This is a genomic window from Nocardioides aromaticivorans (genome assembly GCF_013408525.1).
GTDB classification, from domain to species: domain Bacteria; phylum Actinomycetota; class Actinomycetes; order Propionibacteriales; family Nocardioidaceae; genus Nocardioides; species Nocardioides aromaticivorans.
Genome location: NZ_JACBZM010000001.1, coordinates 4,065,811 through 4,087,680 on the forward strand (window position 1 = coordinate 4,065,811; position 21,870 = coordinate 4,087,680).

Annotated in this window: 21 protein-coding genes; 11 read left to right on the plus strand and 10 right to left on the minus strand. The window is 72.2% G+C overall.

Going from position 1 to position 21,870, the window contains the following annotated elements:
* Position 1 precedes the first annotated feature (1 nt).
* Both BJ993_RS19505 and BJ993_RS26665 read right to left on the minus strand, forming a co-directional pair.
* A complete protein-coding gene (locus tag BJ993_RS19505; RefSeq protein WP_257026931.1) occupies positions 2-1,159 on the minus strand; it encodes an endonuclease in 1,158 nt (385 codons plus the stop codon).
* Between the two features lie 63 nt (positions 1,160-1,222).
* Positions 1,223-1,774, minus strand: a complete 552-nt coding sequence (locus BJ993_RS26665; protein WP_036542140.1) for a CGNR zinc finger domain-containing protein — start codon at positions 1,772-1,774, stop codon at positions 1,223-1,225.
* Between the two features lie 39 nt (positions 1,775-1,813).
* Here BJ993_RS26665 and BJ993_RS19515 point away from each other — a divergent pair, with 39 nt between their 5' ends.
* On the plus strand, positions 1,814-2,779 hold the full coding sequence (locus tag BJ993_RS19515; protein WP_179650700.1) for an EamA family transporter: 966 nt from the start codon (positions 1,814-1,816) through the stop codon (positions 2,777-2,779).
* On the opposite strand, the gene BJ993_RS19520 is transcribed toward BJ993_RS19515, so the two are convergent.
* The 4 genes from BJ993_RS19520 to ccrA all read right to left on the minus strand — a co-directional run bounded on the left by BJ993_RS19520 (position 2,730) and on the right by ccrA (position 7,399).
* Positions 2,730-3,410 carry a DUF6629 family protein gene (locus tag BJ993_RS19520; RefSeq protein WP_179650702.1) on the minus strand — a complete coding sequence of 227 codons (681 nt, stop codon included), beginning with the start codon at positions 3,408-3,410 and terminating at the stop codon, positions 2,730-2,732. The two genes, BJ993_RS19515 and BJ993_RS19520, sit on opposite strands and share 50 nt — an antisense overlap.
* A gap of 11 nt (positions 3,411-3,421) precedes the next feature.
* Complete coding sequence (locus BJ993_RS19525; RefSeq protein WP_257026932.1) at positions 3,422-4,594, minus strand: AI-2E family transporter; 1,173 nt, start codon at positions 4,592-4,594, stop codon at positions 3,422-3,424.
* Positions 4,591-5,871: a coiled-coil domain-containing protein gene (locus BJ993_RS19530; protein WP_036543066.1), complete on the minus strand. Its 1,281-nt coding sequence runs from the start codon at positions 5,869-5,871 to the stop codon at positions 4,591-4,593. The genes BJ993_RS19525 and BJ993_RS19530 overlap by 4 nt, the downstream gene beginning before the upstream one ends.
* Positions 5,872-6,061: 190 nt before the next feature.
* A complete protein-coding gene (ccrA, locus tag BJ993_RS19535) occupies positions 6,062-7,399 on the minus strand; it encodes a crotonyl-CoA carboxylase/reductase (RefSeq protein ID WP_179650704.1) in 1,338 nt (445 codons plus the stop codon).
* A gap of 254 nt (positions 7,400-7,653) precedes the next feature.
* On the opposite strand from ccrA, the gene BJ993_RS19540 reads away from it, so the two are divergent.
* From BJ993_RS19540 to BJ993_RS19550, 3 genes are read left to right on the plus strand one after another with little or no spacing between them, the layout of a single operon-like run.
* A complete protein-coding gene (locus BJ993_RS19540; protein ID WP_308645637.1) occupies positions 7,654-8,385 on the plus strand; it encodes a LamB/YcsF family protein in 732 nt (243 codons plus the stop codon).
* Positions 8,382-9,020, plus strand: a complete 639-nt coding sequence (locus tag BJ993_RS19545; RefSeq protein ID WP_179650708.1) for a 5-oxoprolinase subunit B family protein — start codon at positions 8,382-8,384, stop codon at positions 9,018-9,020. The genes BJ993_RS19540 and BJ993_RS19545 overlap by 4 nt, the downstream gene beginning before the upstream one ends.
* Positions 9,017-9,868, plus strand: coding sequence for a 5-oxoprolinase subunit C family protein (locus BJ993_RS19550; protein WP_179650709.1), 852 nt, complete (start codon positions 9,017-9,019; stop codon positions 9,866-9,868). The genes BJ993_RS19545 and BJ993_RS19550 overlap by 4 nt, the downstream gene beginning before the upstream one ends.
* Before the next feature lie 166 nt (positions 9,869-10,034).
* On the opposite strand, the gene mce is transcribed toward BJ993_RS19550, so the two are convergent.
* The gene (gene mce / locus BJ993_RS19555; protein WP_036543072.1) at positions 10,035-10,487 is read right to left on the minus strand and encodes a methylmalonyl-CoA epimerase; all 453 of its coding nucleotides are present in this window, start codon (positions 10,485-10,487) and stop codon (positions 10,035-10,037) included.
* A 138-nt stretch (positions 10,488-10,625) separates the two neighbouring features.
* On the opposite strand from mce, the gene BJ993_RS19560 reads away from it, so the two are divergent.
* Both BJ993_RS19560 and meaB read left to right on the plus strand, forming a co-directional pair.
* Positions 10,626-11,825, plus strand: a complete 1,200-nt coding sequence (locus BJ993_RS19560) for an acetyl-CoA C-acetyltransferase (protein ID WP_036542151.1) — start codon at positions 10,626-10,628, stop codon at positions 11,823-11,825.
* Between the two features lie 18 nt (positions 11,826-11,843).
* On the plus strand, positions 11,844-12,827 hold the full coding sequence (gene meaB, locus BJ993_RS19565) for a methylmalonyl Co-A mutase-associated GTPase MeaB (protein ID WP_218864758.1): 984 nt from the start codon (positions 11,844-11,846) through the stop codon (positions 12,825-12,827).
* Here meaB and BJ993_RS19570 read toward each other — a convergent pair.
* Positions 12,817-13,701, minus strand: coding sequence for a polysaccharide deacetylase family protein (locus BJ993_RS19570; protein WP_179650713.1), 885 nt, complete (start codon positions 13,699-13,701; stop codon positions 12,817-12,819). The genes meaB and BJ993_RS19570 overlap by 11 nt on opposite strands.
* Before the next feature lie 133 nt (positions 13,702-13,834).
* On the opposite strand from BJ993_RS19570, the gene BJ993_RS19575 reads away from it, so the two are divergent.
* Genes BJ993_RS19575 through ispG form a run of 3 tightly spaced genes read left to right on the plus strand, consistent with a single transcriptional unit; the run spans position 13,835 to position 17,470 of the window.
* Complete coding sequence (locus BJ993_RS19575; protein ID WP_179650715.1) at positions 13,835-14,941, plus strand: 1-deoxy-D-xylulose-5-phosphate reductoisomerase; 1,107 nt, start codon at positions 13,835-13,837, stop codon at positions 14,939-14,941.
* On the plus strand, positions 14,938-16,287 hold the full coding sequence (locus BJ993_RS19580) for a M50 family metallopeptidase (RefSeq protein WP_308645638.1): 1,350 nt from the start codon (positions 14,938-14,940) through the stop codon (positions 16,285-16,287). Before BJ993_RS19575 ends, BJ993_RS19580 begins: the two co-directional genes overlap by 4 nt.
* A gap of 31 nt (positions 16,288-16,318) precedes the next feature.
* Positions 16,319-17,470 carry a flavodoxin-dependent (E)-4-hydroxy-3-methylbut-2-enyl-diphosphate synthase gene (ispG, locus tag BJ993_RS19585; protein WP_179650717.1) on the plus strand — a complete coding sequence of 384 codons (1,152 nt, stop codon included), beginning with the start codon at positions 16,319-16,321 and terminating at the stop codon, positions 17,468-17,470.
* A 16-nt stretch (positions 17,471-17,486) separates the two neighbouring features.
* On the opposite strand, the gene BJ993_RS19590 is transcribed toward ispG, so the two are convergent.
* Positions 17,487-18,380 carry a homocysteine S-methyltransferase family protein gene (locus BJ993_RS19590; RefSeq protein ID WP_179650719.1) on the minus strand — a complete coding sequence of 298 codons (894 nt, stop codon included), beginning with the start codon at positions 18,378-18,380 and terminating at the stop codon, positions 17,487-17,489.
* A gap of 96 nt (positions 18,381-18,476) precedes the next feature.
* Between BJ993_RS19590 and BJ993_RS19595 the strand changes: the two genes are divergently transcribed.
* Complete coding sequence (locus BJ993_RS19595) at positions 18,477-19,322, plus strand: GNAT family N-acetyltransferase (RefSeq protein WP_179650721.1); 846 nt, start codon at positions 18,477-18,479, stop codon at positions 19,320-19,322.
* A gap of 10 nt (positions 19,323-19,332) precedes the next feature.
* Here the strand turns inward: BJ993_RS19595 and BJ993_RS19600 are convergent, their stop codons facing one another.
* Positions 19,333-19,947 carry a TetR/AcrR family transcriptional regulator gene (locus BJ993_RS19600; RefSeq protein ID WP_179650723.1) on the minus strand — a complete coding sequence of 205 codons (615 nt, stop codon included), beginning with the start codon at positions 19,945-19,947 and terminating at the stop codon, positions 19,333-19,335.
* Between the two features lie 145 nt (positions 19,948-20,092).
* Here BJ993_RS19600 and BJ993_RS19605 point away from each other — a divergent pair, with 145 nt between their 5' ends.
* Positions 20,093-21,844 (plus strand): hydroxysqualene dehydroxylase, encoded by a 1,752-nt coding sequence (locus BJ993_RS19605; RefSeq protein WP_179650725.1) that lies wholly within the window; start codon positions 20,093-20,095, stop codon positions 21,842-21,844.
* The last annotated feature ends 26 nt before the right edge of the window (positions 21,845-21,870 follow it).

The following is a 21,870-nucleotide window of genomic DNA, read 5'->3' on the forward strand; positions in this document are numbered from 1 at the left end:
CTCACCAGATCGACTCGGCGTACTCCGGGTGGTCGATGAAGGGGTTCCGGTTGCCCTGGTAGCTGCCGTAGATGAGGTTGTTGCGCGCCCGCTCGGCCGCCGACACGGGGTCGGCCGCGTGCCAGGCCAGCAGCACCGAGATCTTGCCGAGATAGGCCGTCGACCCGTTGATGCTGTCGTTGAGCTCGAGGTCGGCGAAGCCGTCGCCGCCCTCGTAGCGCACGGCCATGTACATCAGCCCGCGGGCGACGTCGCCCTTGACCGAGTCGCGCGGCTCGAACGAGTCGGCGTCGGAGAAGCAGTCGGGACACTGGGCGACCGCGGAGCCGCCGTTGTCGAAGTCCTTGTTGCCGCGGGTGGAGTTGACCGTGACGTCCTCGGGCCGCAGGTGGTGGAGGTCGGTGCCGGGACCGTTGCTCGTGCCGAAGCCGCCGTGGCTCTGCGGCCAGGTGTGCTCACGGTTCCAGTCGTCGGGGTCGCCGCCGTTGGTGGTCTTGGCGATCGAGCGCCCGGAGTAGAACTCGATCACGTTGCTGGAGTTGTTCGGGTCGGCGTCGGTGACCTTCAGCGCCTCCCAGACCTGGGCGTAGGTCAGTGTCGTGTGCCCGTCGATGATCCCGTGCAGCGCGGTCGCCAGCGCGGCGCCGCTCTTGCCGGCAGCGGGGTCGTAGTAGCCCGCGGGGATCGAGGGGTCGGTGCCGCCGCCCCCGCCTCCGCCGCTGCCGACGACGGCGAACGCGGTGCCGTCCTTCAGGCCCGGATGCGAGAAGTACGCCGCCAGCGTGCCGGTGACGTCGATCTGATTGCCCATGAGCGAGGGGTTCGACCGCAGCCCGAAGGACGCGCGGAAGGCCGACGGGATCTGCACGTAGACCATCTGGCTGGTCGAGGTCGTGCCGGGGGAGTCCGCGAGCGCGAGCGCGTAGTCGTTGGGGAAGCCGCTGGTGACGACGGTCGAGGTCGCGGTCGGCTGCCCGACGACGTACCCGCGGACCGTCGCGACGGACGAGTTCTGGGTGGCGATCGCCTGCGTCACGGTGATCGGCGTCGCCGCGGCGGCCGTGTCCGGTCGCGGGGCGACGAGCAGCAGGGACGAGAGGAGGAGGGTGAGGACGAGCGCGCCCAGAGGGCGTCGTCGCATCCCGAGCATGCGAGTCATGGGCAGATCCTGCCCCGCGCGGGCCGGCCCGGCCAGACCCCCGGCCGAGATGTCACACGGACGTCACTCGCCGGCCTCCTCCGCCTCCGCCTGCCGGGCACGGTACGCCGCGACCGCGTTGCGGTTGCCGCACGTGACCGAGCAGAAGCGGCGGGAGCGGTTGCGGGACAGGTCGAGCACGATGCCCTCGCAGGTCTCGTCGGCGCAGATCGCGAGCCGGGACATCTCGTCGGCGCGGATCACGTCGATCATCGCCATCGCGGTCTCGACGACGATCCGCTCGGCGAGGGGACGGTCCGGTGCGATCGCGTGCAGGTGCCAGTCCAGGCCGTCGTGGCGCTGGAGCTGGGGGAGCGCCTGCGCGTCCCGGAGCATCTCGTTGACGATCCGCACGGCCTCGTCGCGGTGTGCCGTCAGCACCGCCCGCAGGCGGGGGACGATGGCGTGCACCTCGTCGACCTCGGCCTGGTCGCCGTCGTGGCGACCGGTGTAGCCGAAGTCGGCGAAGAAGTCGTCGAGCTCCTCGGGCGTCCTCAGCCCGACCGGCTCCAGCTCGGAGTTGACGAGCGTGACCGCGGCCTGGAGCGATGCGGCGGTGTCATGGGTGAAAACCACTTTGACAGGTTACCGCAGTCAGGACTACCGTCATGAGTCATGACGACCTTGACTCGTGACGCACCGGTGGTGGCCCGCCGGGACGCCGGGACCGGCCTGCTGCTCGCGATCGTCTCGGCCGCCACCTTCGGCATGTCCGGCGCGCTCGCGCGGCCCCTGCTCGACAGCGGCTGGACCGCCGGCGGGGTCGTCCTGCTCCGGATCGCCGTGGGCGCCCTCGCCGTGCTGCCCTTCGGCATCGCCGCGATGCGGGGTCGCTGGCACCTGCTCGGGAAGGCGCTGCCGACGGTCGTCCTCTACGGCATCCTGGCCGTCGCGGGCGCCCAGTTCTGCTACTTCTCCGCCGTGCAGACGATGGAGGTCGGCCCGGCCCTGCTCATCGAGTACACCGCGCCGGCCGCAGTCGTCGTGTGGATGTGGGCCGCCCACGGCCAGCGTCCCGGCCGGCTCACGGTCGTCGGCGCCGCCGTCGCCGCGCTCGGCCTGCTGCTGGTGCTCGACCTCTTCTCCGGCGCCGACTTCGACGTCCGCGGCGCTGCCTGGGCGCTCGGCGCGATGGTCGGCGCGGCGGCGTACTTCGTCATCTCGGCCGACGACCGCAGCGGCCTGCCGCCCATGGCCCTGGCGACCGGAGGGTTGATCGTCGGCGGTGCCTTCCTGGGCCTGATCGGCCTGCTCGGGCTGATGCCGGTGCGGACCGCCTCCGCCCACGTCGAGTACGCCGGCCTCGTGGTCGCGCCCTGGGTCGCGATCCTCGCGCTCGGCCTCGTCACGGCCGCGCTCGCCTACGGCACCGGCATCGCGGCGAGCCGCCGGCTCGGCTCGCGGCTCGCGTCCTTCGTCGCGCTGAGCGAGGTCGTCCTCGCGGTCCTGTGGGCCTGGGCGCTGCTGGGCCAGCTGCCCGGACCGGTCCAGTTCGCGGGCGGGGCGCTGATCCTGGTCGGCGTCGTCGGGGTCAAGCTGGGGGAGCGGACTGTCGAGCACGAGGAGCCCGTGCTCGCCTGACCGACGCGCGCCCGCTGCGCAGGGCCAGGTTGATGAGCACGCTCGTCGACGCCGCCCACACGCACCACAGCGAGATCACGGCGTTCTGCTGGAGCCACGCCAGCAACGAGACGACGAGCAGGTTGCCGATCCCGAACCACCGCAGCTCCGGGCTGCGCGCGAACAGGCTCGGTCCGCAGGTCGCCAGGACGTACGCGGCCAGCACGACGCCGGACCACGCCACCCCCGGGTGGTAGGCGATGTGGTGGCCGTCGATGTGGCGGCCGACCGGCTCGAAGCCGATCGCGAACAGCCCGGCGCCGGCGGCGGCGAGGCCGGAGGCGAGGAAGAGCCGGTCGAGGACCGGGCGGTTCGTCGTACCCAGGCGCAGGAAGGCGTAGGGAACCAGCGCCGGCACGACGACCAGCGCGATCGCCACGTAGGTCCACGCCGCGAGGTCGGCCGCCGGCGTGGACACGTGGCCCTCGAGGTTCCACCACACCCATGTCTCGACCAGCTGGTGCGCGCCGAAGACCAGGGGCAGCAGCCCCAGCGCGAGCTGGTCGCGGGTGCGCACCTGCCGCAGCGTGTCGACCCCGATGCCGGTCACGACCAGGCCGGCGGCCAGGTCCATCTCCGCCGAGAAGCACATGCCGGGTCCTCCTAGCGAAGATCCTGCCTCTTGACGACGACCTCGCGCACCACCAGCAGCACCGCGGCGGCCGCCGGGATCGCGAGCAGTGCGCCGACGACGCCCAGCAGGGCGGTGCCGACGAGGGCGGCGATCACGATCACGGCACCCGGCAGGTCGACCGACTTGCTCATCACCCGCGGGTAGATCACGTAGTTCTCGACCTGCTGGTAGACCACGTAGAAGACGACGCAGATGATGCCGGTCTTCACGTCGGTAGCGAACGCGATCGCGCAGACGATGACCGCGCCCAGGGTGGCGCCGATCATCGGGATGACGTCGAGCACCGCGACGACGAAGGCCAGCGCGACGGCGTACTTGCCGATGGGTGTGAACCAGAGGAAGACGAGTGAGGTCAGCCCGGCGCACAGGGCCACGAGGAAGGCGCCGGAGACGTAGCCGCCGATGTTGGCGATCACCTTGTCGCCGAGCTTGGCCACCCGGTCGCGGCGCGAGGCCGGGGCGAGGTTGTACATCGCGCCCGTGGTCGTCTTGAGGGAGGCGAGGAAGTACAGCGTCAGCACGACGATGACGAAGAGGTTGAACAGCGCCGACACGATCTTGAGGCCGAAGCCGAGCGCACCGCCGAACAGCGCGGAGACGAAGTTCTCGTCGGTGATCTTCGCCTTGATCTTGTCGATGATGTCGTACTCGCGGTTGAGCTCCTGGATCCGCTTGTTCTTCTGCAGCTCGTCCAGCCAGCCGGGGGCGCTCTTCGTGATCGACTGCACCTGGTCGGTGATCACCGGGACGATCGCGACCACGAACAGCGCCACGGTCGCCAGCGCGATGACGATCACCAGCGTCACGGCGAACGAGCGCCGCAGGTTGTGGCGCTCGAGGAACTCGACCGACGGGTTCAGCCCCGCGGCGAGGAAGAAGGACACGACGACGAGCATCAGCACCGAGCCGATGCCGGCGACGGCCTGGAACAGCCAGAACGCCGACAGGGCGCCCAGGGCACCCACGAAGCCGTAGTAGAACGGCGAGCGCCGGTCGAACGGCTCACCCATCGTGCCGTACGGCGCCTCGGGGTCGTTCGGCGCCGGGGCGGCGGGGTCGATCCCGCCGTGCTCGCTCACCCCGTCGACGGCGCTGGTCGCGTCGTCGACGGGGTCAGCGGCGACATCGTCGCTTCGGCTCAACTGTCGTCCTCGCCGAAGCCGGCGACCAGGTCGGCGAGCGAGGACAGCTGGGCGGTGATGGCGGCGCGGCGCTTGGTGAGCCGGTCGAGCTCGGCCCGGCGGGCCGAGATCTCACGCTCGACCTCGGAGTTGCCCGAGGCGGTGACCGCCTCGGCCTGCGCGCGGGCGGAGGCCACGATCTGCTCGGCCTCGCGGCGGGCCCGGAGGAGGGCGGCCTCGGCCTCCGACTGTGCCGCGGCGCGGTTCTCGGTCGCCTGCTTGCTGGCCTCGGCAGCACGCGCCTCGGCCGCGTTGGCCCGCTGCTCGGCCTCCTCGACCAGGCGGCGGGTCTCGGCGACCGCGCTGTTGTGGTGGTCGGTCGCCTCGCGGGCGAGCCGCTCCTTCTCCACGGCCAGCGCCCGGCGGGCCTCCTGGACCTCGCGGTCGACCGCGGCGCGGGCCTGCTCGACCTCGCGCTGGGCCTGGCTGCGCTGCTCGGAGACCTCCTGCTGGGCGGCGAGGCGCAGCTGGTCGGCCTCGCGCCTGGCCGAGGCGAGCACGTCGGCCGCCTCGCTCTTCGCCAGCGCCCGCTCCTGCTCGGCGTCGGTGAGCAGGCGGGTGCGGTTCTCCTCCAGCTCGCGCAGCTGGACGGCGCGCATGTCGTCGGCCTCGCGGGCCGCCTCGGCGCGGATCGCCTTGGCGTCGCGGGTGGCCTGCTCGCGGATCTCGAGCGCGTCGGACTCGGCGACCGTGCGGATCTCGGCGGCCTCCTCCTCGGCGAGACGGAGCATCGCGCTGGCCCGCCCGCCGAGCCCGGCGTACGACGGGTTGTCGGTCTCCGCGAGCTCGGCGCGCACCTTCGCCAGCTCCTGCTCGAGCTCGATGACGCGCTGCTCGGACTCGGTCAGGCTGGCGCCGAGCGTGGCCTTCTCGCTGGACAGCTGCCGGATCTGGGCGTCGACCGCGTCCCGGTCGTAGCCGCCCTTGCGGACGATCGGCAGGCCGCCGGAGGGGGCGGTGAAGCCGACCGGGCGGGGCGAGGCCGCCTGCGACGCGGCGCCGCGCGGCGCGCCGGACGGACGGGGCGACGTCGCCGCGGCGCGGTCCGGCTGCGTGGCGGTCGGCCGGTCGGAGGGGGCGGCCGGGGCGGCCTTCGGGCGCGCCACCGGCGTCTCTGCGGTCTTCGTGGCCGGGATGACCTGCGTCGGCTCCTCGTCGGTGGACTTGGTCGTCACGGGGGTGGACTCCTCGGGGGTGGTGGGCTCGTCGTCGAAGATGGACAGACCCTGGTCGCTCATGGGGACGGAGCCTCCCTGGCTCTCGGTGGCGTACATGGGGGGATTGGCCCCCATGATCCCCGATGAGCCTGAGCTTTCCCAGCCCGCCCCGCCGGATCGGTCAGGTGTCGGCCGCGAGGCGTCGTACCTGCCGAAAAATGCCGGGAGGCCGGCGCGTCGCCGCGCCGGCCTCCCGGTCCCGCTCCGTGGCTCAGATGCCGCGGAAGAGGTTGATCTTGTCGAGGTGCTTGGCGCGGAGCTCCTCGTTCTTGACGCCGAGGCCCTCCTCGGGGGCCAGGCACAGGACGCCGACCTTGCCCTGGTGCTTGTTGTGGTGCACGTCGAGGGCGGCCTGGCCGGTGTCCTCGAGCTTGTAGGTGCGCGACAGGGTGGGGTGGATCTTGCCCTGGGCGATGAGGCGGTTGGCCTCCCACGACTCGCGGTAGTTGGCGAAGTGGCTGGAGATGATCTTCTTGAGGTTCATCCACAGGTAGCGGTTGTCGTACTCGTGCATGTAGCCGGTGGTCGAGGCGCAGGTGGTGATGGTGCCGCCCTTGCGGGTGACGTAGACCGAGGCGCCGAAGGTCTCGCGGCCCGGGTGCTCGAAGACGATGTCGATGTCCTCGCCGCCGGTGAGCTCACGGATGGCCTTGCCGAAGCGCTGCCACTCCTTCGGGTTCTGCTTGGTGCCGTCCTCGTTCCAGAACTTCGGGGCGAGCTCGGAGCGGTTGATGACCATCTCGGCGCCCATGTTGCGCACGATCTGGGCCTTCTCCTCGTTGGAGACCACGCAGATCGGGTTGGCGCCACCGTTGAGGGCGTACTGGGTGGCGAAGCCGCCGAGGCCGCCGGAGGCGCCCCAGATCAGGACGTTGTCGCCCTGCTTCATGTTGCCGCCGTTAGAGGAGACGAGCTGGCGGTAGGCCGTGCAGTTCACCAGGCCGGGGGAGGCGGCCTCCTCCCAGGTGAGGTGCTCGGGCTTGGGCATGAGCTGGTTGGCCTTGACCATCGCGACGTCGGCGAGGCCGCCGAAGTTGGTCTCGAAGCCCCAGATGCGCTGGGAGGTGTCGAGCATCGTGTCGTTGTGGCCGTCGGGGGCCTCGAGCTCGACGGAGAGGCAGTGCGCGACGACGCGGTCGCCCGGCTTCCACTTGGTCACGCCCGCGCCGACGGCCAGGACGACGCCGGACAGGTCGGAGCCGACGATGTGGTAGGGCAGGTCGTGGCGCTTGGAGAGCTCGGACTCGCGGCCGTAGCGCTCGAGGAAGCCGAACGTGGAGACGGGCTCGAAGATCGAGGTCCACACGGTGTTGTAGTTGATCGCGGAGGCCATGACCGCCACGAACGCCTCGCCCGGTCCGAGCTCGGGGAGGGGCACCTCGTCGACGTGCAGGGACTTGCGGGGGTCCTTGTCACGCGAGGCGATGCCCTCGAACATGTCGACCTCGTCCTTGTGGACCGTCACGGCCCGGTAGGACTCGGGAAGCTCGAGGTTGGCGAAGTCCTCCGCGGAGGCCTCCGCCTGGATGGCGTCGAGGATGTGCTGCACGGTCGTCGTCTCCCTGGGAATCGGTGGCGCACCTCCGGCGGTGCGCGTTGGGGTGGCAATACGGCCGCGGCGAAGATTACCCATCGGTAACCGGCTGGTGGCGGTTCCGTGACAGGCGTCTCACTTGCGGCGGCTGCACCGTCCTGGGCTCGGCGGCGCTCGGCAGCCCCGATCAGGGCTCGATGGGCCACCATAGGCCCGTGACGTTGCATTCGGGTCGCCCGTCCACGACTTCCACCCCGAACGGGGGTGACGTGGATCTCAACGCCGATGTGGGCGAGTCCTTCGGCCGGTGGCAGCTCGGCGACGACGCCGCGCTGCTGCCCCACCTGACCAGCGCCAACGTCGCCTGCGGCTTCCATGCCGGCGACCCGCTGACGCTGCGGCGTACCTGCGAGCTGGCGGTGGAGCACGGCGTCGTGATCGGGGCGCAGGTGGGCTACCGCGACCTCGCCGGCTTCGGGCGGCGTGACATCGACATCGATGCCGAGGACCTCGAGGCGGACGTGCTCTACCAGCTGGGCGCCCTCGACGGGATCGCGCGGGTCGCCGGGTCCGCCGTCCGCTACGTCAAGCCGCACGGTGCGCTCTACCACGCGGTGAACCAGCGCGCGCACAAGGCGCGGGCCGTGCTGCGGGCGGTGGTCGCCTTCGGCGACGCCCGGGGCGAGGCGATCCCCGTCCTGGGCCTCCCGGGCTCGCAGTTCCTCCGCTTCGCCGAGGAGGCGGGCCTTCCGGCAGTGGGCGAGGGCTTCGCCGACCGCGCCTACCGATCCGACGGCGGCCTGGTGCCACGCTCCTCGCCCGGGGCGCTGCTGACCGATCCTGCCGAGGCCGCCGCCCAGGCCGTGCGGCTGGCCTCCTCGGACGGGGTGCGCTCCCTGTGCGTGCACGGCGACTCGCCGGGGGCCGCCGCGCTGGCTGCCGCTGTCCGGGAGGGGTTGTCGTCCGCCGGGATCACCGTCGCGCCCTTCGCCGGCCGATGAGGCTGCTCCCGTACGGCGACCGCGGGCTCCTCGTCGAGCTCGCGGACACGGCCGCGGCGGTCTCCGCGGCCGCCGCCCTGCGGACCGACACCGCGGTGGCCGAGCTGGTCGCCGACGTCGTCCCGGGCGCCCGGACCGTCCTCCTCGTCGCCCGCCCGGGGGTGTCGGTCGACCGCCTCCGGACGGTAGTCCCTGACGAAAAGCACCTTCTGGGGGCCGGGAACGGTGCTTTTGGTCAGGGACTACCGGGCCCGGAGGTCATCATCCCCGTCGTGTACGACGGCCCCGACCTCGCCGCAGTGGCGGAGCTGACCGGGCTGAGCGCCGAGGAGGTCGTCGCGGCCCACACCGCAACGTCCTGGCAGGTCGCCTTCGGCGGCTTCGCGCCCGGGTTCGCCTACCTCGTCGGCGGCGACCCGCGGCTGCGGGTGCCGCGTCGCGACCAGCCCCGGACGACGGTTCCTGCCGGGTCGGTCGGACTGGCCGGGGAGTTCAGCGGGGTCTACCCCCGTGCCTCGCCCGGCGGCTGGCAGCTGATCGGTCGCACCGACGCGGTGCTGTGGGACATCGAGCGTGATCCGCCTGCGCTGCTCGCGGCCGGCATCACCGTGCGCTTCGAGGCGAGCGAGCGGTGAGTGCGCTGCTCGTGAGGGCCGTCGGCGGACCGGTGCTGGTGCAGGACGCCGGCCGACCCGGCCACGCCGCGATCGGGGTCGGCTCCGCGGGAGCGGCCGACCGGGCGTCGTACACGCTCGGGGGGAGGCTGGTCGGCAACGAGCCGGGCGCCGCGGCGCTGGAGGTGGTGCTCGGCGGGCTGGAGGTCGAGGCAGACGGTCACGTGACCGTGTGCGTGACCGGCGCTCCGGCGCCGCTGGAGGTCGAGGGGCGCCCGGAGCCGTCGGGTGCCGTGCTCACGCTGCGCCCCGGCCAGCGGCTGCGCCTGGGCACCCCGGCGTCGGGGCTGCGCAGCTACCTCTCGGTCCGCGGCGGCCTCGAGCTGCCACCGCTGCTGGGCTCACGCGCCCGCGACACCCTGGCCGGCCTCGGCCCGGAGCCGGTCCGTGTCGGTGCCGTGCTGCCCGTCGGCACCCGGGCCCCGGGGGAGGTGCTGGTCGACGCCGTCCCGCCCAGCAGGTACGACGCCGTGCCGGTCGTCCGCGTCGTGCGAGGCCCCCGCGACGACTGGGCGGCGGACCCGGACGCCCTGGTGGCCCGCACCTGGCGGGTCGGCGGGGCCAGCGACCGGGTCGGGCTGCGGCTCGAGGGGGATCCCCTGGGCGTCGTACCCGGCAAGGGGGAGCTGCCCAGCGAGGGCGCCCTCCGCGGCGCCGTGCAGCTCCCACCGGACGGTCACCCGGTCGTGTTCGGCCCCGACCACCCGGTGACGGGCGGCTATCCCGTCATCGCCGTGGTGGTCGACGCCGACACCGACCGGCTGGCCCAGCTGCGCCCCGGCGAGGAGCTCCGGTTCCGCTGGGTCTGACACGAAGTGGCGCGGTTTCTCCGCCGAAGTGGCGCGGTTTCTCCATCGAGGTGGCGCAGCTTCTCCATCGAGGTGGCGCAAGTTCTTCGCCCCGCGGAGAAGGTCGCGCACCTCGGCGGAGAAAGACTCACACTTCGGCGGAGAAAACCTCACACTTCGCGGGCGATCAGTGGCCGCCGTCGGCGGCCGGCTCCACGAGCTCGACGAGCACGCCGCCGGCGTCCTTCGGGTGGACGAAGTTGATCCGGCTGTTGGCCGTGCCGCGGCGGGCCTCGGGGTAGAGCAGGCGCAGGCCGCGCTCGCGCAGGATCGCGGAGACCTGGTCGAGGTCGGTCACGCGGTAGGCGAGCTGCTGGAGGCCCGGGCCGCTGCGGTCGATGAACTTCGCGATGGTCGACTCGGCGTTGAGCGGGGCGAGGAGCTGGATCTTCGAGTCGGTGTCGCCGACGGCGACCATCGCCTCGCGGACACCCTGCTCCTCGTTGGTCTCCTCGTGCGCGACGTGCATGCCGAAGTTGTCGCGGTAGAAGGCGATCGCCTCGTCGAGGTCGGGCACCGCGATGCCGACGTGGTCGATGGCGGTGAAGAGGTGCGTGGGAACGCCGTCAGTGATGCTCATGCGCGCCATTGTGCCGTTGCGCCTCCGTTCGGGGGGTGTGACGAGTGCCTCACCGACCGCACGATGGACCCCTCGCCGGGTCCGGATACCCGCGAGTAGAGTCGAAATGTTCCGACCACACGTCTGCACGGAGGATCCATGTCCGACAACCCCAGCGTCATCGTCGCCGGCGCTCGTACGCCGATCGGTCGCCACCTCGGCGCCCTCAAGACCCTGTCGGCCGCCGACCTCGCGGGCGTCGCCATCAAGGGCGCGCTGGAGAAGGCCGGCGTGTCCGGTGACCAGGTCGACTACCTGATCGTGGGCCAGGTGCTCCAGGCCGGCGCCGGCCAGAACCCCGCCCGCACCGCGGGTCTCGCCGCCGGCCTGCCGCCGCAGGTCCCCTCGATCACCATCAACAAGGTGTGCCTGTCGGGCATCAACGCCATCGCCCAGGCCGACCAGCTGATCCGTGCCGGCGAGGCCGAGATCGTCGTCGCCGGTGGCACCGAGTCGATGACCCAGGCGCCGCACCTGCTGCCGAAGTCCCGCGAGGGCTTCAAGTACGGCGACACCACCCTCGTCGACTCGCTGGCCTACGACGCCCTCTTCGACCAGGCCACCCAGCAGGGCATGGGCAACCTGACCGAGGCGACCAACGCCTGTCGCGAGACCCCGCTGACCCGTGAGGAGCAGGACGCCGTCGCGGCCCGCTCGCACCAGCTCGCCGCCGCCGCGCAGAAGAACGGCATCTTCGACGACGAGATCGTCCCGGTGACGATCCCGCAGCGCAAGGGCGACCCGATCGTCGTCAACAAGGACGAGGGTGTCCGTGGCGACACCACCGCCGAGTCGCTCGCGGCCCTGCGCCCGGCGTTCGCCAAGGACGGCACCATCACCGCCGCGTCCTCCTCGCAGATCTCCGACGGTGCGGCCGCCGTGGTCGTCACCTCGAAGAAGAAGGCGGAGGAGCTCGGCCTGCCGATCCTCGCCGAGATCGTGAGCCACGGCCAGGTGGCCGGCCCGGACTCGACGCTGCAGCTGCAGCCCGCCAACGCCACGAAGAAGGCGCTCGACAAGGCCGGTCTGAGCGCCGCCGACCTCGACCTGGTCGAGTTCAACGAGGCGTTCGCCGCCGTCGGCATCGAGTCGGCCCGCGCGCTCGGCATCGACGAGGACAAGGTCAACGTCAACGGTGGCGCCATCGCCATCGGCCACCCGCTGGGTGCCTCCGGTGCGCGCATCACGCTGCACCTCGCGCTCGAGCTCAAGCGCCGCGGCGGTGGCCTCGGCGCGGCCGCCCTCTGCGGCGGTGGCGGCCAGGGCGACGCGCTGGTCCTCCGGGTCCCGGCCAGCTGACCGACCGAGCGGACTGCGTTGCCTGACGCAAGCAACATCCAGGGCGGCCGTCGCGGGATCACCGCGGCGGCCGTTCCTGCGTTGGTCGAGAAGGCCCGCGAGGGCGACCCCCGATCGGTGGGTCGCCTCGTGTCACAGGTCGAGGACGAGTCGCCGCTGCTGCCGGACCTGATGCGCGCCCTCGCGCCCCATGCCGGGCACGCGCGGATCGTCGGTCTCACGGGTGCTCCCGGCGTCGGGAAGTCGACGTCGACCAACGCCCTGATCGGCGAGCTGCGGCGGCGGGGCAACCGGGTCGCCGTACTCGCGGTCGACCCGTCGTCCCCGTTCTCCGGCGGTGCCCTGCTGGGCGACCGGATCCGGATGGGCGACCACGTCCTCGACCCGGGCGTCTTCATCCGGTCGATGGCCGCGCGTGGGCACCTCGGTGGCCTGGCCTGGACGACGCCGCAGGCGCTGCGGGTGCTCGACGCGGCCGGCTTCGACTACGTGCTCGTCGAGACGGTCGGCGTCGGCCAGAGCGAGGTCGAGGTGGCCGGGCAGGCCGACTCGACGATGGTCCTGCTCGCGCCCGGCATGGGCGACGGGATCCAGGCCGCGAAGGCCGGGATCCTCGAGATCGGCGACCTCTACGTCGTCAACAAGTCGGACCGCGACGGCGCCGACAAGGTACGCCGCGACCTGCGCTCGATGCTCGGTCTCGCCGAGCGCCGCGAGGGGGCCTGGCGCCCGCCGGTGCTCAAGACCGTCGCCTCCAAGGGCGAGGGCGTCGCCGACGTGGTCGACGCGCTCGAGGAGCACGGCACCTGGCTGCGCGAGAGCGGCGAGCTCCAGCGCCGGCGTGTCCGCCGCGCGCGCAACGAGATCGAGACCCTGGCGCTGACCGCGCTGCGCCGTCGTTGGGGCACCGTGGGCGGGGGCGACCGCCTCGACGACCTGGCCGCGGCCGTCGTCGCGGGGGAGACCGACCCCTACACGGCGGCCGACCAGCTCACCGGGTGAGCTCGGGCGACCACGGCCGCGTGCCGTGGCCGGCCCTGCCGGTCCCGGTCTGCGACCGGGACGCCGTCCGGCCGGTGCTTCCCCCGGACCGTGCAGGCCGCGAGCCGGCCAGCGACGGTCGCCCGTGCCGGTCGAGCCCCGTGAAGCAGAACCCGCGGTTGCGTGCGCCCCGCACCACCTTGGCCACCGCGGCGACAGAGATGGGCGAGCGGTCGACGCCGTCGTGCTGGAGGACCACATTGGGGCCGGGCCGCAGGTCGCGCAGGATCCGCGAGGCGATCTGGTCGGCCGAGCCGTTGGCCCAGTCGCGGGAGTCGATCGTCCAGAGCACCGGGACGTAGCCCGCGCCCACCAGCTCCCGCCGCACCCGGCGGTCCATGGCGCCGTACGGCGGTCGCATCAGCGTCGTCGGGTGCACACCGGCCCGGCGCAGCTCGCGCTGCGTCGCGGTGATCGAGGCCCGGACCTGCCTGCTCGAGCGGGCGGTGAGCTGCTCGTGGGCCCAGCTGTGGTTGGCGATCTGGAAGCCGCCGCGCTCGACGGCCCGGGCGAGCTCGGGGTGCTGGCGCACCCGGCGCCCCACCATGAAGAAGGTCGCGGGCACGTTGGCCGCACGCAGGACGCTCACCAGCCGCGGCGTCGTCCCGGGCACCGGGCCGTCGTCGAAGGTGAGCGCGATCGTGCCCGTGCAGCGCCGGTTCCGGGCGGTCTGGCCTGTCCGGTTGGTCCGGGTGCTCCGGTTGGCCCCCGGCTTCGCCTGGGGCGCCGGCCGGGCGCGCACGCTCGAGGCCAGCTCGGCCGCAGGCCGGTCCTCGCCCGCGCCGTTCGGGCGCGCGTGGTGGGGGCCCAGCACGAGGGCAGCGAGGAGCAACATGGCGGCGGCACAGACGGGCCCGAGTCTCCGTCCCGTGACCTCCGTCCGGACACGGGGGGGAAGCACGGGGCAAGCATGCGGGCTGAGGGGGTGCGGTCGTCGGATTTCGCCGCTGTGTTGAGAGGATTGTGACGTGAAGGACGTCGTCATCCTCGGATCCACCGGCTCGATCGGCACCCAGGCGCTCGATCTGGTGCGGGCCAACCCCGACCGGTTCCGCGTCGTGGGCCTGACGGCCGGCGGCAGCAACCCCGATCTGTTCGCCCGTCAGGTCGAGGAATTCGCGCCGCGCTTCAGCGGCCTGGGCGAGGAGGCCAGCACCGACGCGGCCGCGCAGGAGTGCGACGTCGTCCTCAACGGGATCACCGGGGCCGTGGGCCTCCGACCGACGCTGGCCGCGCTCGATGCCGGCAACACCCTCGCGCTCGCCAACAAGGAGTCGCTCGTGATGGGCGGTCCGCTCGTGCTGGAGCGGGCGGAGCCCGGCCAGATCGTGCCCGTCGACTCGGAGCACAGCGCCCTCGCCCAGTGCCTGCGCGGCGGCAGTGCTGCGGAGGTACGACGGCTCGTGCTCACCGCCAGCGGCGGTCCCTTCCGCGGGCGCACCCGCGCCGAGCTCGTCGACGTCACTCCCGAGCAGGCCGGCAACCACCCGACCTGGGACATGGGTCCCGTGATCACCATCAACTCCGCGACCCTGGTCAACAAGGGCCTGGAGGTCATCGAGGCGCACCTGCTCTTCGGCATCCCCTACGACCGGATCGAGGTCGTGGTGCACCCGACGAGCGTCGTGCACTCGATGGTCGAGTTCGTCGACGGCTCCACCCTCCTGCAGGCGAGCCCGCCGACGATGCTGATCCCGATCGCGCTCGGCCTCGCCTGGCCGGATCGGGTGCCCGACGCCGCCCCGTCGGTCGACTGGTCCAGGCCCGAGACCTGGGAGTTCTTCCCGCTCGACGACGAGGCGTTCCCGTCCGTCGCCCTCGCCCGCGCGGCGGGGGAGCGCGGGGGCACGGCTCCCGCCGTCTACAACGCCGCCAACGAGGTCGCGGTCGACGCCTTCCGCCGCGGTGAGCTGGCGTTCACCGGGATCGTCGACGTCGTGGCGGACGTGGTAGCCGCCCACGACGTACCCTCGAACCAGCAGATCTCGCTCGACGACGTCCTCGCGGCCGACGCGTGGGCGCGCGAGGCTGCCGCCCGCTCCGTCACCGCCTCGAGGACAGCCGACCGCCCGTGATCACCGTACTTCTCTACACGCTCGGCGTCGTCGTCTTCGCGACCGCGATCCTGGCGTCGATCGGGCTCCACGAGCTCGGCCACATGATCCCGGCGAAGAAGTTCGGCGGGAAGGTCACGCAGTACTTCATCGGCTTCGGGCCGACGGTGTGGAGCAAGCAGGTCGGTGAGACCGAGTACGGCATCAAGGCGGTGCCGCTCGGCGGCTACGTCAAGATCGTCGGGATGCTGCCGCCCGCGGCCGACGACCTCGTCGAGGAGGTCGAGTACGACGACCAGGGCAACCAGGTCTTCAAGGTCCGCAAGTCCAACACCGGCCTGTTCACCCAGCTGATCTCCGACGCACGTGCCGCCGAGTGGGAGCACGTGAAGCCCGAGGACACCGACCGGCTCTTCTACAAGCTGCCGTGGTGGAAGAAGGTCATCGTGATGGCCGGCGGGCCCACGGTGAACATCCTGATCGCGTTCACGATCTTCGCCGCCGTCTTCGCGACCTACGGCAACGGCGGCGACGAGAAGGTCGACACCACGATCAAGATCGTCCACGCCTGCGTGAAGCCGGCCGACGAGTCGGGCGAGGTGTGCACCGCCGCGGACCAGCCCACCCCGGCCTACGCAGCCGGGCTGGAGGAAGGTGACCGGATCGTGTCGTTCAACGGCACGTCGATCACCAGCTGGGACCAGATGCAGGAGCTGGTCAAGGCCAACGGGACCGATCGGGCGACGGTCGTGGTCGAGCGCAACGGCGAGAACCTCACCTTCCGCACCAAGACGACCGTGCGCCCGCCCGACAAGGCGGGTGACGAGGCGGACGAGGAGGTCGGCTTCCTCGGCGTGACGCCCGACTCCCACCTCGCCAAGGGCGGTCCCCTCTACACGATCGGCCAGATGGGCCACATGACCGTCGACGTCGCGAAGTCGCTCTCGACGCTGCCGGCCAAGGTGTGGGGCGTGGCGCAGGCGATCGTCGGCGTCAAGGAGCGCGACCCGCTGGGACCGGTGAGCGTGGTCGGCGGCGGCCGGCTCGCGGGCGAGGTCGCCTCGCACGACGAGATCAGCGTCAACGACAAGCTGGTCTCGCTGCTGATGCTCATCGCGGGCTTCAACTTCTTCATCGGCATGTTCAACTTCGTGCCGCTGCTGCCCCTCGACGGCGGCCACATCGCCAGTGCCCTCTGGGAGGCCGTACGCCGCGGCCTCGCCCGGCTCCGCCGGCGTCCCGACCCCGGTTACGTCGACGCGGCGAAGCTGCTGCCGGTGGCCTATGTCGTCGCAGGCGCCCTGCTCGTGATGGGTGTCGTGCTGATCGTCGGCGACCTCGTCGTCCCGGTCCACCTCGAATCCTGATCCCGCCCGGTCGGCGACTAACCTTGGGGTCATGACGTCGATCAGCCTGGGCATGCCGGCCGCCCCGCCGCCGGTGCTCGCCCCCCGTCGTACCACCCGCCAGATCCAGGTGGGCAAGGTCGGGGTCGGCAGCGACCACCCGATCTCGGTGCAGTCGATGACCACGACGCTCACCTCCGACGTCAACACCACGCTCCAGCAGATCGCGGAGCTCACTGCCGCGGGCTGCGACATCGTGCGGGTCGCCTGCCCGAGCCAGGACGACGCGGACGCGCTGCCGGAGATCGCGAAGCACAGCCAGATCCCGGTGATCGCGGACATCCACTTCCAGCCGAAGTACGTCTTCGCGGCCATCGAGGCCGGCTGCGCGGCGGTGCGGGTCAACCCGGGCAACATCAAGAAGTTCGACGACCAGGTCAAGGAGATCGCCAAGGCGGCCCAGGACCACGGCACGTCGATCCGGATCGGCGTCAATGCCGGGTCGCTCGACAAGCGGCTGCTCGAGAAGTACGGCAAGGCCACGCCCGAGGCGCTCGTCGAGTCCGCCGTCTGGGAGGCCAGCCTCTTCGAGGAGCACGGCTTCCGCGACTTCAAGATCTCGGTCAAGCACAACGACCCCGTCGTGATGGTGCGGGCCTACGAGCTGCTCGCCGAGGCCGGCGACTGGCCGCTGCACCTGGGTGTCACCGAGGCCGGGCCCGCCTTCCAGGGCACGATCAAGTCGGCCACGGCCTTCGGCGCCCTGCTCTCGCGGGGCATCGGCGACACGATCCGGGTCTCCCTCTCCGCCCCGCCGGTGGAGGAGGTCAAGGTCGGCATCCAGATCCTGCAGTCGCTCAACCTGCGCCCCCGCAAGCTCGAGATCGTCTCCTGCCCGTCGTGCGGCCGTGCCCAGGTGGACGTCTACACGCTCGCCGAGCGGGTGACCGCCGGCCTCGACGGCCTCGAGGTCCCGCTGCGCGTGGCCGTCATGGGCTGCGTCGTCAACGGCCCGGGGGAGGCCCGCGAGGCCGACCTCGGCGTCGCGTCCGGCAACGGCAAGGGCCAGATCTTCGTCAAGGGCGAGGTCATCAAGACCGTGCCCGAGGCCGAGATCGTCGAGACCCTGATCGAGGAGGCGATGAAGATCGCCGAGACGATGGAGCCGGTCGAGGGCGCGGAGGCCACGGTCTCCATCAGCTGACCCGTCAGCCGACCCGTCAGCCGACGCCCCACATCGCGGCCACGTGCCGCGCGTCGGTGCCGCAGCAACCGCCGAGGACCTCGAGGTTGCCGAACGCGTCGAGCAGCGGCTGCTGGTCGGCCGCGAGCTGCACGGGGTCGCCGTCGTCGAGCGTCTCGGCCTCGTCGAGCTCGGCGTGGCTCATCGTCGACGCGTTGACCCGCAGGCCACCGACCCGCTCGCGCCACGCACCCTCGTCGAGGCCGCGCAGCACGTGGCTCGGGTGCGCGCAGTTGACCAGGTAGTACGCCGGGGGAGCGGCCGCGTCGACCTGCTCGATCGCCGACGCCAGGCTGGTGCCGTCGGGCAGCCGGCCGTCGGTCTCGACGGTGAAGCCGATCCCCGCCGGCAGGCCCACGTCGGCCGCGGCGCGGGCGATCCCGATCGCCTCGCCGACCTCGGTCAGGGTGAGCACCGTAGCCCGGCTCGCGCCGGCCGCCGCGAACGAGGCCAGCTGCGGACGGTGGTAGTCCGCGGCGGCGTCCGGGTCGACCGGCCCGGCGCTCGCGTAGCCGTCGCCGCGGGGTCCCAGCATCCCGCCGACCTCCCAGCCGACGAGCTCGTCGGCCCGCTCGGCCGCCACGGAGGAGAGGAAGTCGACGCTCTCGCGGTTGACGCGGTCGAGCGCCGCGTCGTCGTACCCGAGCAGGGCGGCGTGGTCCGGGTTCGCCCGCCACGTCGGCGTCTCCAGGAGCAGCGGCGCGCCGACGCGGACGGCGATGTCGGCGTAGGCGAGGTAGTAGTCGCGCAGGGCGGCGCGGCCCTCGTCGGTGTCCAGGAGCGGGAACGAGGCGAACTCGGGGAGGTCGAAGCCGCGCAGGAAGATCAGGTCGGTCTCCAGACCGCCATCGGTCACGTGACGTGCAGGCATCGGCACCACCTCGCTCCGGGGGACTCCAGTGTGGACCTGATCGCCGGTCCGTGTCCCGTCCTCACTTCGCGTGGGCCGAGGGCATAGGCTCCGATCGTGTTGACGACCCGGCACGGCGTGCGCGTCCTGGCGACGGCGGACGTCCCTGCGTTCCTGGAGCTGGCCAACCAGGACCCGGTCGTCAACGTCTTCGCCGTCCACCGGGCACACACCACCAACCTCGAGCCGCGCTGGCTCGGTGGCGAGATGTGGGGCCGCTTCGACGGAGGTCACCTCGTCGCGGCCTGCCACGTCGCCGCCAACCTGGTGCCGGTCCAGGCCGGCCCGGAGGACGCTGCCGCCTTCGCCCAGCGCGCGCTGACCCGCCGTCGTACCGCCTCGACGATCGTCGGGCCGCAGTCGGCCGTGCGCCCGTTCTGGGACGAGGTCGGGCCGTCCTGGGGGCGGGCCCGGGACACCCGCTGGGACCAGCGCCACCTCGAGATCGCCGGCCCGCCGGCCGTCCGGCCCGACCAGGGCGTGCGGGCAGGGGTGCAGGGCGACCTCGGCACGCTCTACCCGGCCTGTGTGGCGATGTACACCGAGGAGGTCGGGGTCTCGCCCGAGGCCGGTGGCGGCGCCGACCTCTACCGCGCCCGCGTCGCCCAGCTGGTCGGCCGCGGCTGGTCCTTCGTCCGGTACGACGGCGACGAGCTCGTCTTCAAGGCCGAGGTCGCCTGCGCGACCGAGCACGCCGCCCAGATCCAGGGCGTGTGGGTGCCGCCGCACCGCCGGGGCGAGGGGCTCGCGACCGAGGGCATGGCCGCGGTCGTGCACCAGGTCCGGGCGCGGATCTCGCCGACGGTCTCGCTCTACGTCAACGACTGGAACCACGCGGCGCGCGGCGTCTACGAGCGGGTCGGGTTCGTGGAGACGACCCGCTTCGCGACCGTGATGTTCTGAGCGACCGCCGCTACCGGGCGAGCCGGGGGAGCCCGTTCCAGAGCAGCCGGCTGGCGATGTCGGTCACCTCGTCCAAGGTCGCGGTCGGGTGGTCCTGCCACCAGCGGGCCACCCCGTCGACACCGGTGATCAGCAGCTCCACCACGACGGCCGAGGCGGTCGAGCCCGCCGTCACCCCGGAGCGCGCGAGGTCGGGGGCGAGCATCGCGGCCACCGCCTGGGTGCGGGCCGTGCGGTAGGCCGCGATCACCTGGTCGAGCTCGGTGTCGCCGGTCGGGATCGGGTCGACGAGCAGCCGGCGGGCGGCGGGGCGCTGCCGCGCGAAGGAGAGGTACGCCGCCACGGTCGAGCGCAACCGGTCCGCGCCCGCACCGGCACCGGTGATCCCCGCGCCGACCTCGGCCAGCATCGCGGCGTTCTGCCCGTCGAGCACCTGCAGGTAGAGCTCGCGCTTGGAGCGGAAGTGGTCGTAGAGCACGGTGCGGGTGACGCCGGCCGCGGTGGCGATCTCGCCGACCGACGTGGCGTCGTACCCGCGCTCGGCGAAGACCTCGACCGCGGCGGCCTCGATGCGCTGGCGGCGGGCGGGCCCCGTCAACCGGCGACGCACGGTGTCCGTCGTCATGGTCGGCTCCTCTCGCTCGGTGCTAACCCACACCTGTGTCGGCTGACTCCGCGAAGGGCCTTGACCGTTGTGGTGGGAATCACTCTATCCTCAGGTCGACAGTAACCGACACCTGTGTCGGTTGGATCTCATGGGGGAGACCACGATGACCCACCGCCTCGACCGCCGTACGCTCCTCAGCTCGTCCCTGGCCGCCGGCGCCGGTGCCGCGCTGGCGACCACCGGCCTGGCGCCCGCCTTCGCCGCGACTCCCGGCAAGGAGGCGGTGGTGCTGGGCGGCGGCATGGCCGGCCTGACAGCGGCCCACGAGCTCGTCGAGCGGGGCTTCTCCGTCACGGTCTTCGAGCCGTCGGCGTGGGGCGGCAAGGCGCGCAGCATCCCCTTCGCCGGCACCGGCACGGGCGGTCGCGCGGACCTGCCCGGTGAGCACGGCTTCCGGTTCTTCCCCGGCTTCTACCACCACGTGCCGGACACGATGCGGCGCATCCCGTTCGGCTCCGGCACGGTCGGCGACAACCTGGTGGCCGCGACGGGCGGCAAGTTCCTGCGCGGCGGGGACCACGCCGACGCCTTCGTCTTCGGCGTCGGCCCCGACCCGGAGCAGCTGCTCACGGTCGACGGCCTGCGCCGGTTCCTGCTCGACAACCTCGGCGGCCACTCCGTCCCGCCGCACGAGCTGACCTACTTCGTCGAGCGGCTGCTGGTGTTCCTGACCAGCTGCGACGAGCGGCGGCTGGGTCAGTGGGAGAAGGTCAGCTGGTGGGACTTCGTCGGCGCGGCGAAGCGCTCGCAGCCCTACCAGAAGATCCTGGCCGCGGGGCTGACCCGCAACCTGGTCGCCGCCAAGGAGACCATCGCCAGCACCCGCACGATCGGCAACATGGGCGAGGCGTTCGTCTACAACATCATGGGCCGCGGCAACGACGGTGCGCTCGACCGCGTGCTCGACCTGCCCACCAACGAGGCCTGGATCGACCCGTGGATGACCTACCTCCGGGGCCGTGGCGTCCGCTTCGTCAGCGGCCAGCGCCTGGTCCGCTACGAGACGTCCGCCGGGCGGATCAGCGCCGCCGTCCTCGCCGACGCCGCCGGTACGACGAGCCGCGTCGAGGCCGACTGGTTCGTCAGCGCCATGCCGGTGGAGCGCGTCGTCCCCACCCTGACCTCCGACGTCCTGACGCTCGATCCCGGCCTGCGGGGCCTGTCCGCGCTGAAGACCGACTGGATGGTCGGCATCCAGTACTTCCTCCGGGACCACGTCGAGGTCACCAAGGGGCACATCACCTTCATCGACTCGCCCTGGTCGCTGACCGCGCTCACCCAGGGCCAGTTCTGGGCGGACCGCGACATCCCCCGCGACTACGGCGACGGCGAGGTGGTCGACATCCTCTCGGTCGACATCTCCAACTGGGACGCCCCGGGCATCCTGTTCGGCAAGACGGCCAAGGAGTGCACCCGCGACGAGATCGCGGCCGAGGTGCTCGCCCAGATCAAGGACCACCTCACCGTCGGCGACCTGCTCCCCGACGGCATCGTCCACTCCTGGTTCCTCGACCCCGGCGTGCAGTGGGACGGCGCGGCCGGCCGCAACACCAACGAGACGCCGCTCCTGGTCAACACCGTCGACTCGTGGAAGAGCCGGCCGACGGCCCGCACGAGGATCCCCAACCTGCTGATGAGCGGTGACTTCGTGCAGACCGACATCGACCTGGCCACGATGGAGGGCGCCAACGAGTCGGCCCGGCACGCGGTCAACGCCATCCTCGACGAGTCCCGGTCGACCGCGGCCCGGGTGAAGACCTACCGGCTCTACGACCCGCCGGAGTTCGCCGCGCTCAAGGCGACGGACAAGCTGCTCTACAAGCTGGGGCTGCGCAACGCGCTCGACCTCGGCTGAGCCACGCCGGGCGGGGCTGTCAGGAT

What these genes read in the sequence shown, in the direction of transcription:
- BJ993_RS19505 (WP_257026931.1), bottom strand. Translation starts at nt 1,159, where the DNA reads ATGACTCGCATGCTCGGGATGCGACGACGCCCTCTGGGCGCGCTCGTC.
- BJ993_RS19515 (WP_179650700.1), top strand. Translation starts at nt 1,814, where the DNA reads ATGACGACCTTGACTCGTGACGCACCGGTGGTGGCCCGCCGGGACGCC.
- BJ993_RS19520 (WP_179650702.1), bottom strand. Translation starts at nt 3,410, where the DNA reads ATGTGCTTCTCGGCGGAGATGGACCTGGCCGCCGGCCTGGTCGTGACC.
- BJ993_RS19530 (WP_036543066.1), bottom strand. Translation starts at nt 5,871, where the DNA reads ATGAGCGACCAGGGTCTGTCCATCTTCGACGACGAGCCCACCACCCCC.
- BJ993_RS19545 (WP_179650708.1), top strand. Translation starts at nt 8,382, where the DNA reads ATGAGGCTGCTCCCGTACGGCGACCGCGGGCTCCTCGTCGAGCTCGCG.
- mce (WP_036543072.1), bottom strand. Translation starts at nt 10,487, where the DNA reads ATGAGCATCACTGACGGCGTTCCCACGCACCTCTTCACCGCCATCGAC.
- BJ993_RS19560 (WP_036542151.1), top strand. Translation starts at nt 10,626, where the DNA reads ATGTCCGACAACCCCAGCGTCATCGTCGCCGGCGCTCGTACGCCGATC.
- BJ993_RS19570 (WP_179650713.1), bottom strand. Translation starts at nt 13,701, where the DNA reads ATGTTGCTCCTCGCTGCCCTCGTGCTGGGCCCCCACCACGCGCGCCCG.
- ispG (WP_179650717.1), top strand. Translation starts at nt 16,319, where the DNA reads ATGACGTCGATCAGCCTGGGCATGCCGGCCGCCCCGCCGCCGGTGCTC.
- BJ993_RS19590 (WP_179650719.1), bottom strand. Translation starts at nt 18,380, where the DNA reads ATGCCTGCACGTCACGTGACCGATGGCGGTCTGGAGACCGACCTGATC.
- BJ993_RS19600 (WP_179650723.1), bottom strand. Translation starts at nt 19,947, where the DNA reads ATGACGACGGACACCGTGCGTCGCCGGTTGACGGGGCCCGCCCGCCGC.
- BJ993_RS19605 (WP_179650725.1), top strand. Translation starts at nt 20,093, where the DNA reads ATGACCCACCGCCTCGACCGCCGTACGCTCCTCAGCTCGTCCCTGGCC.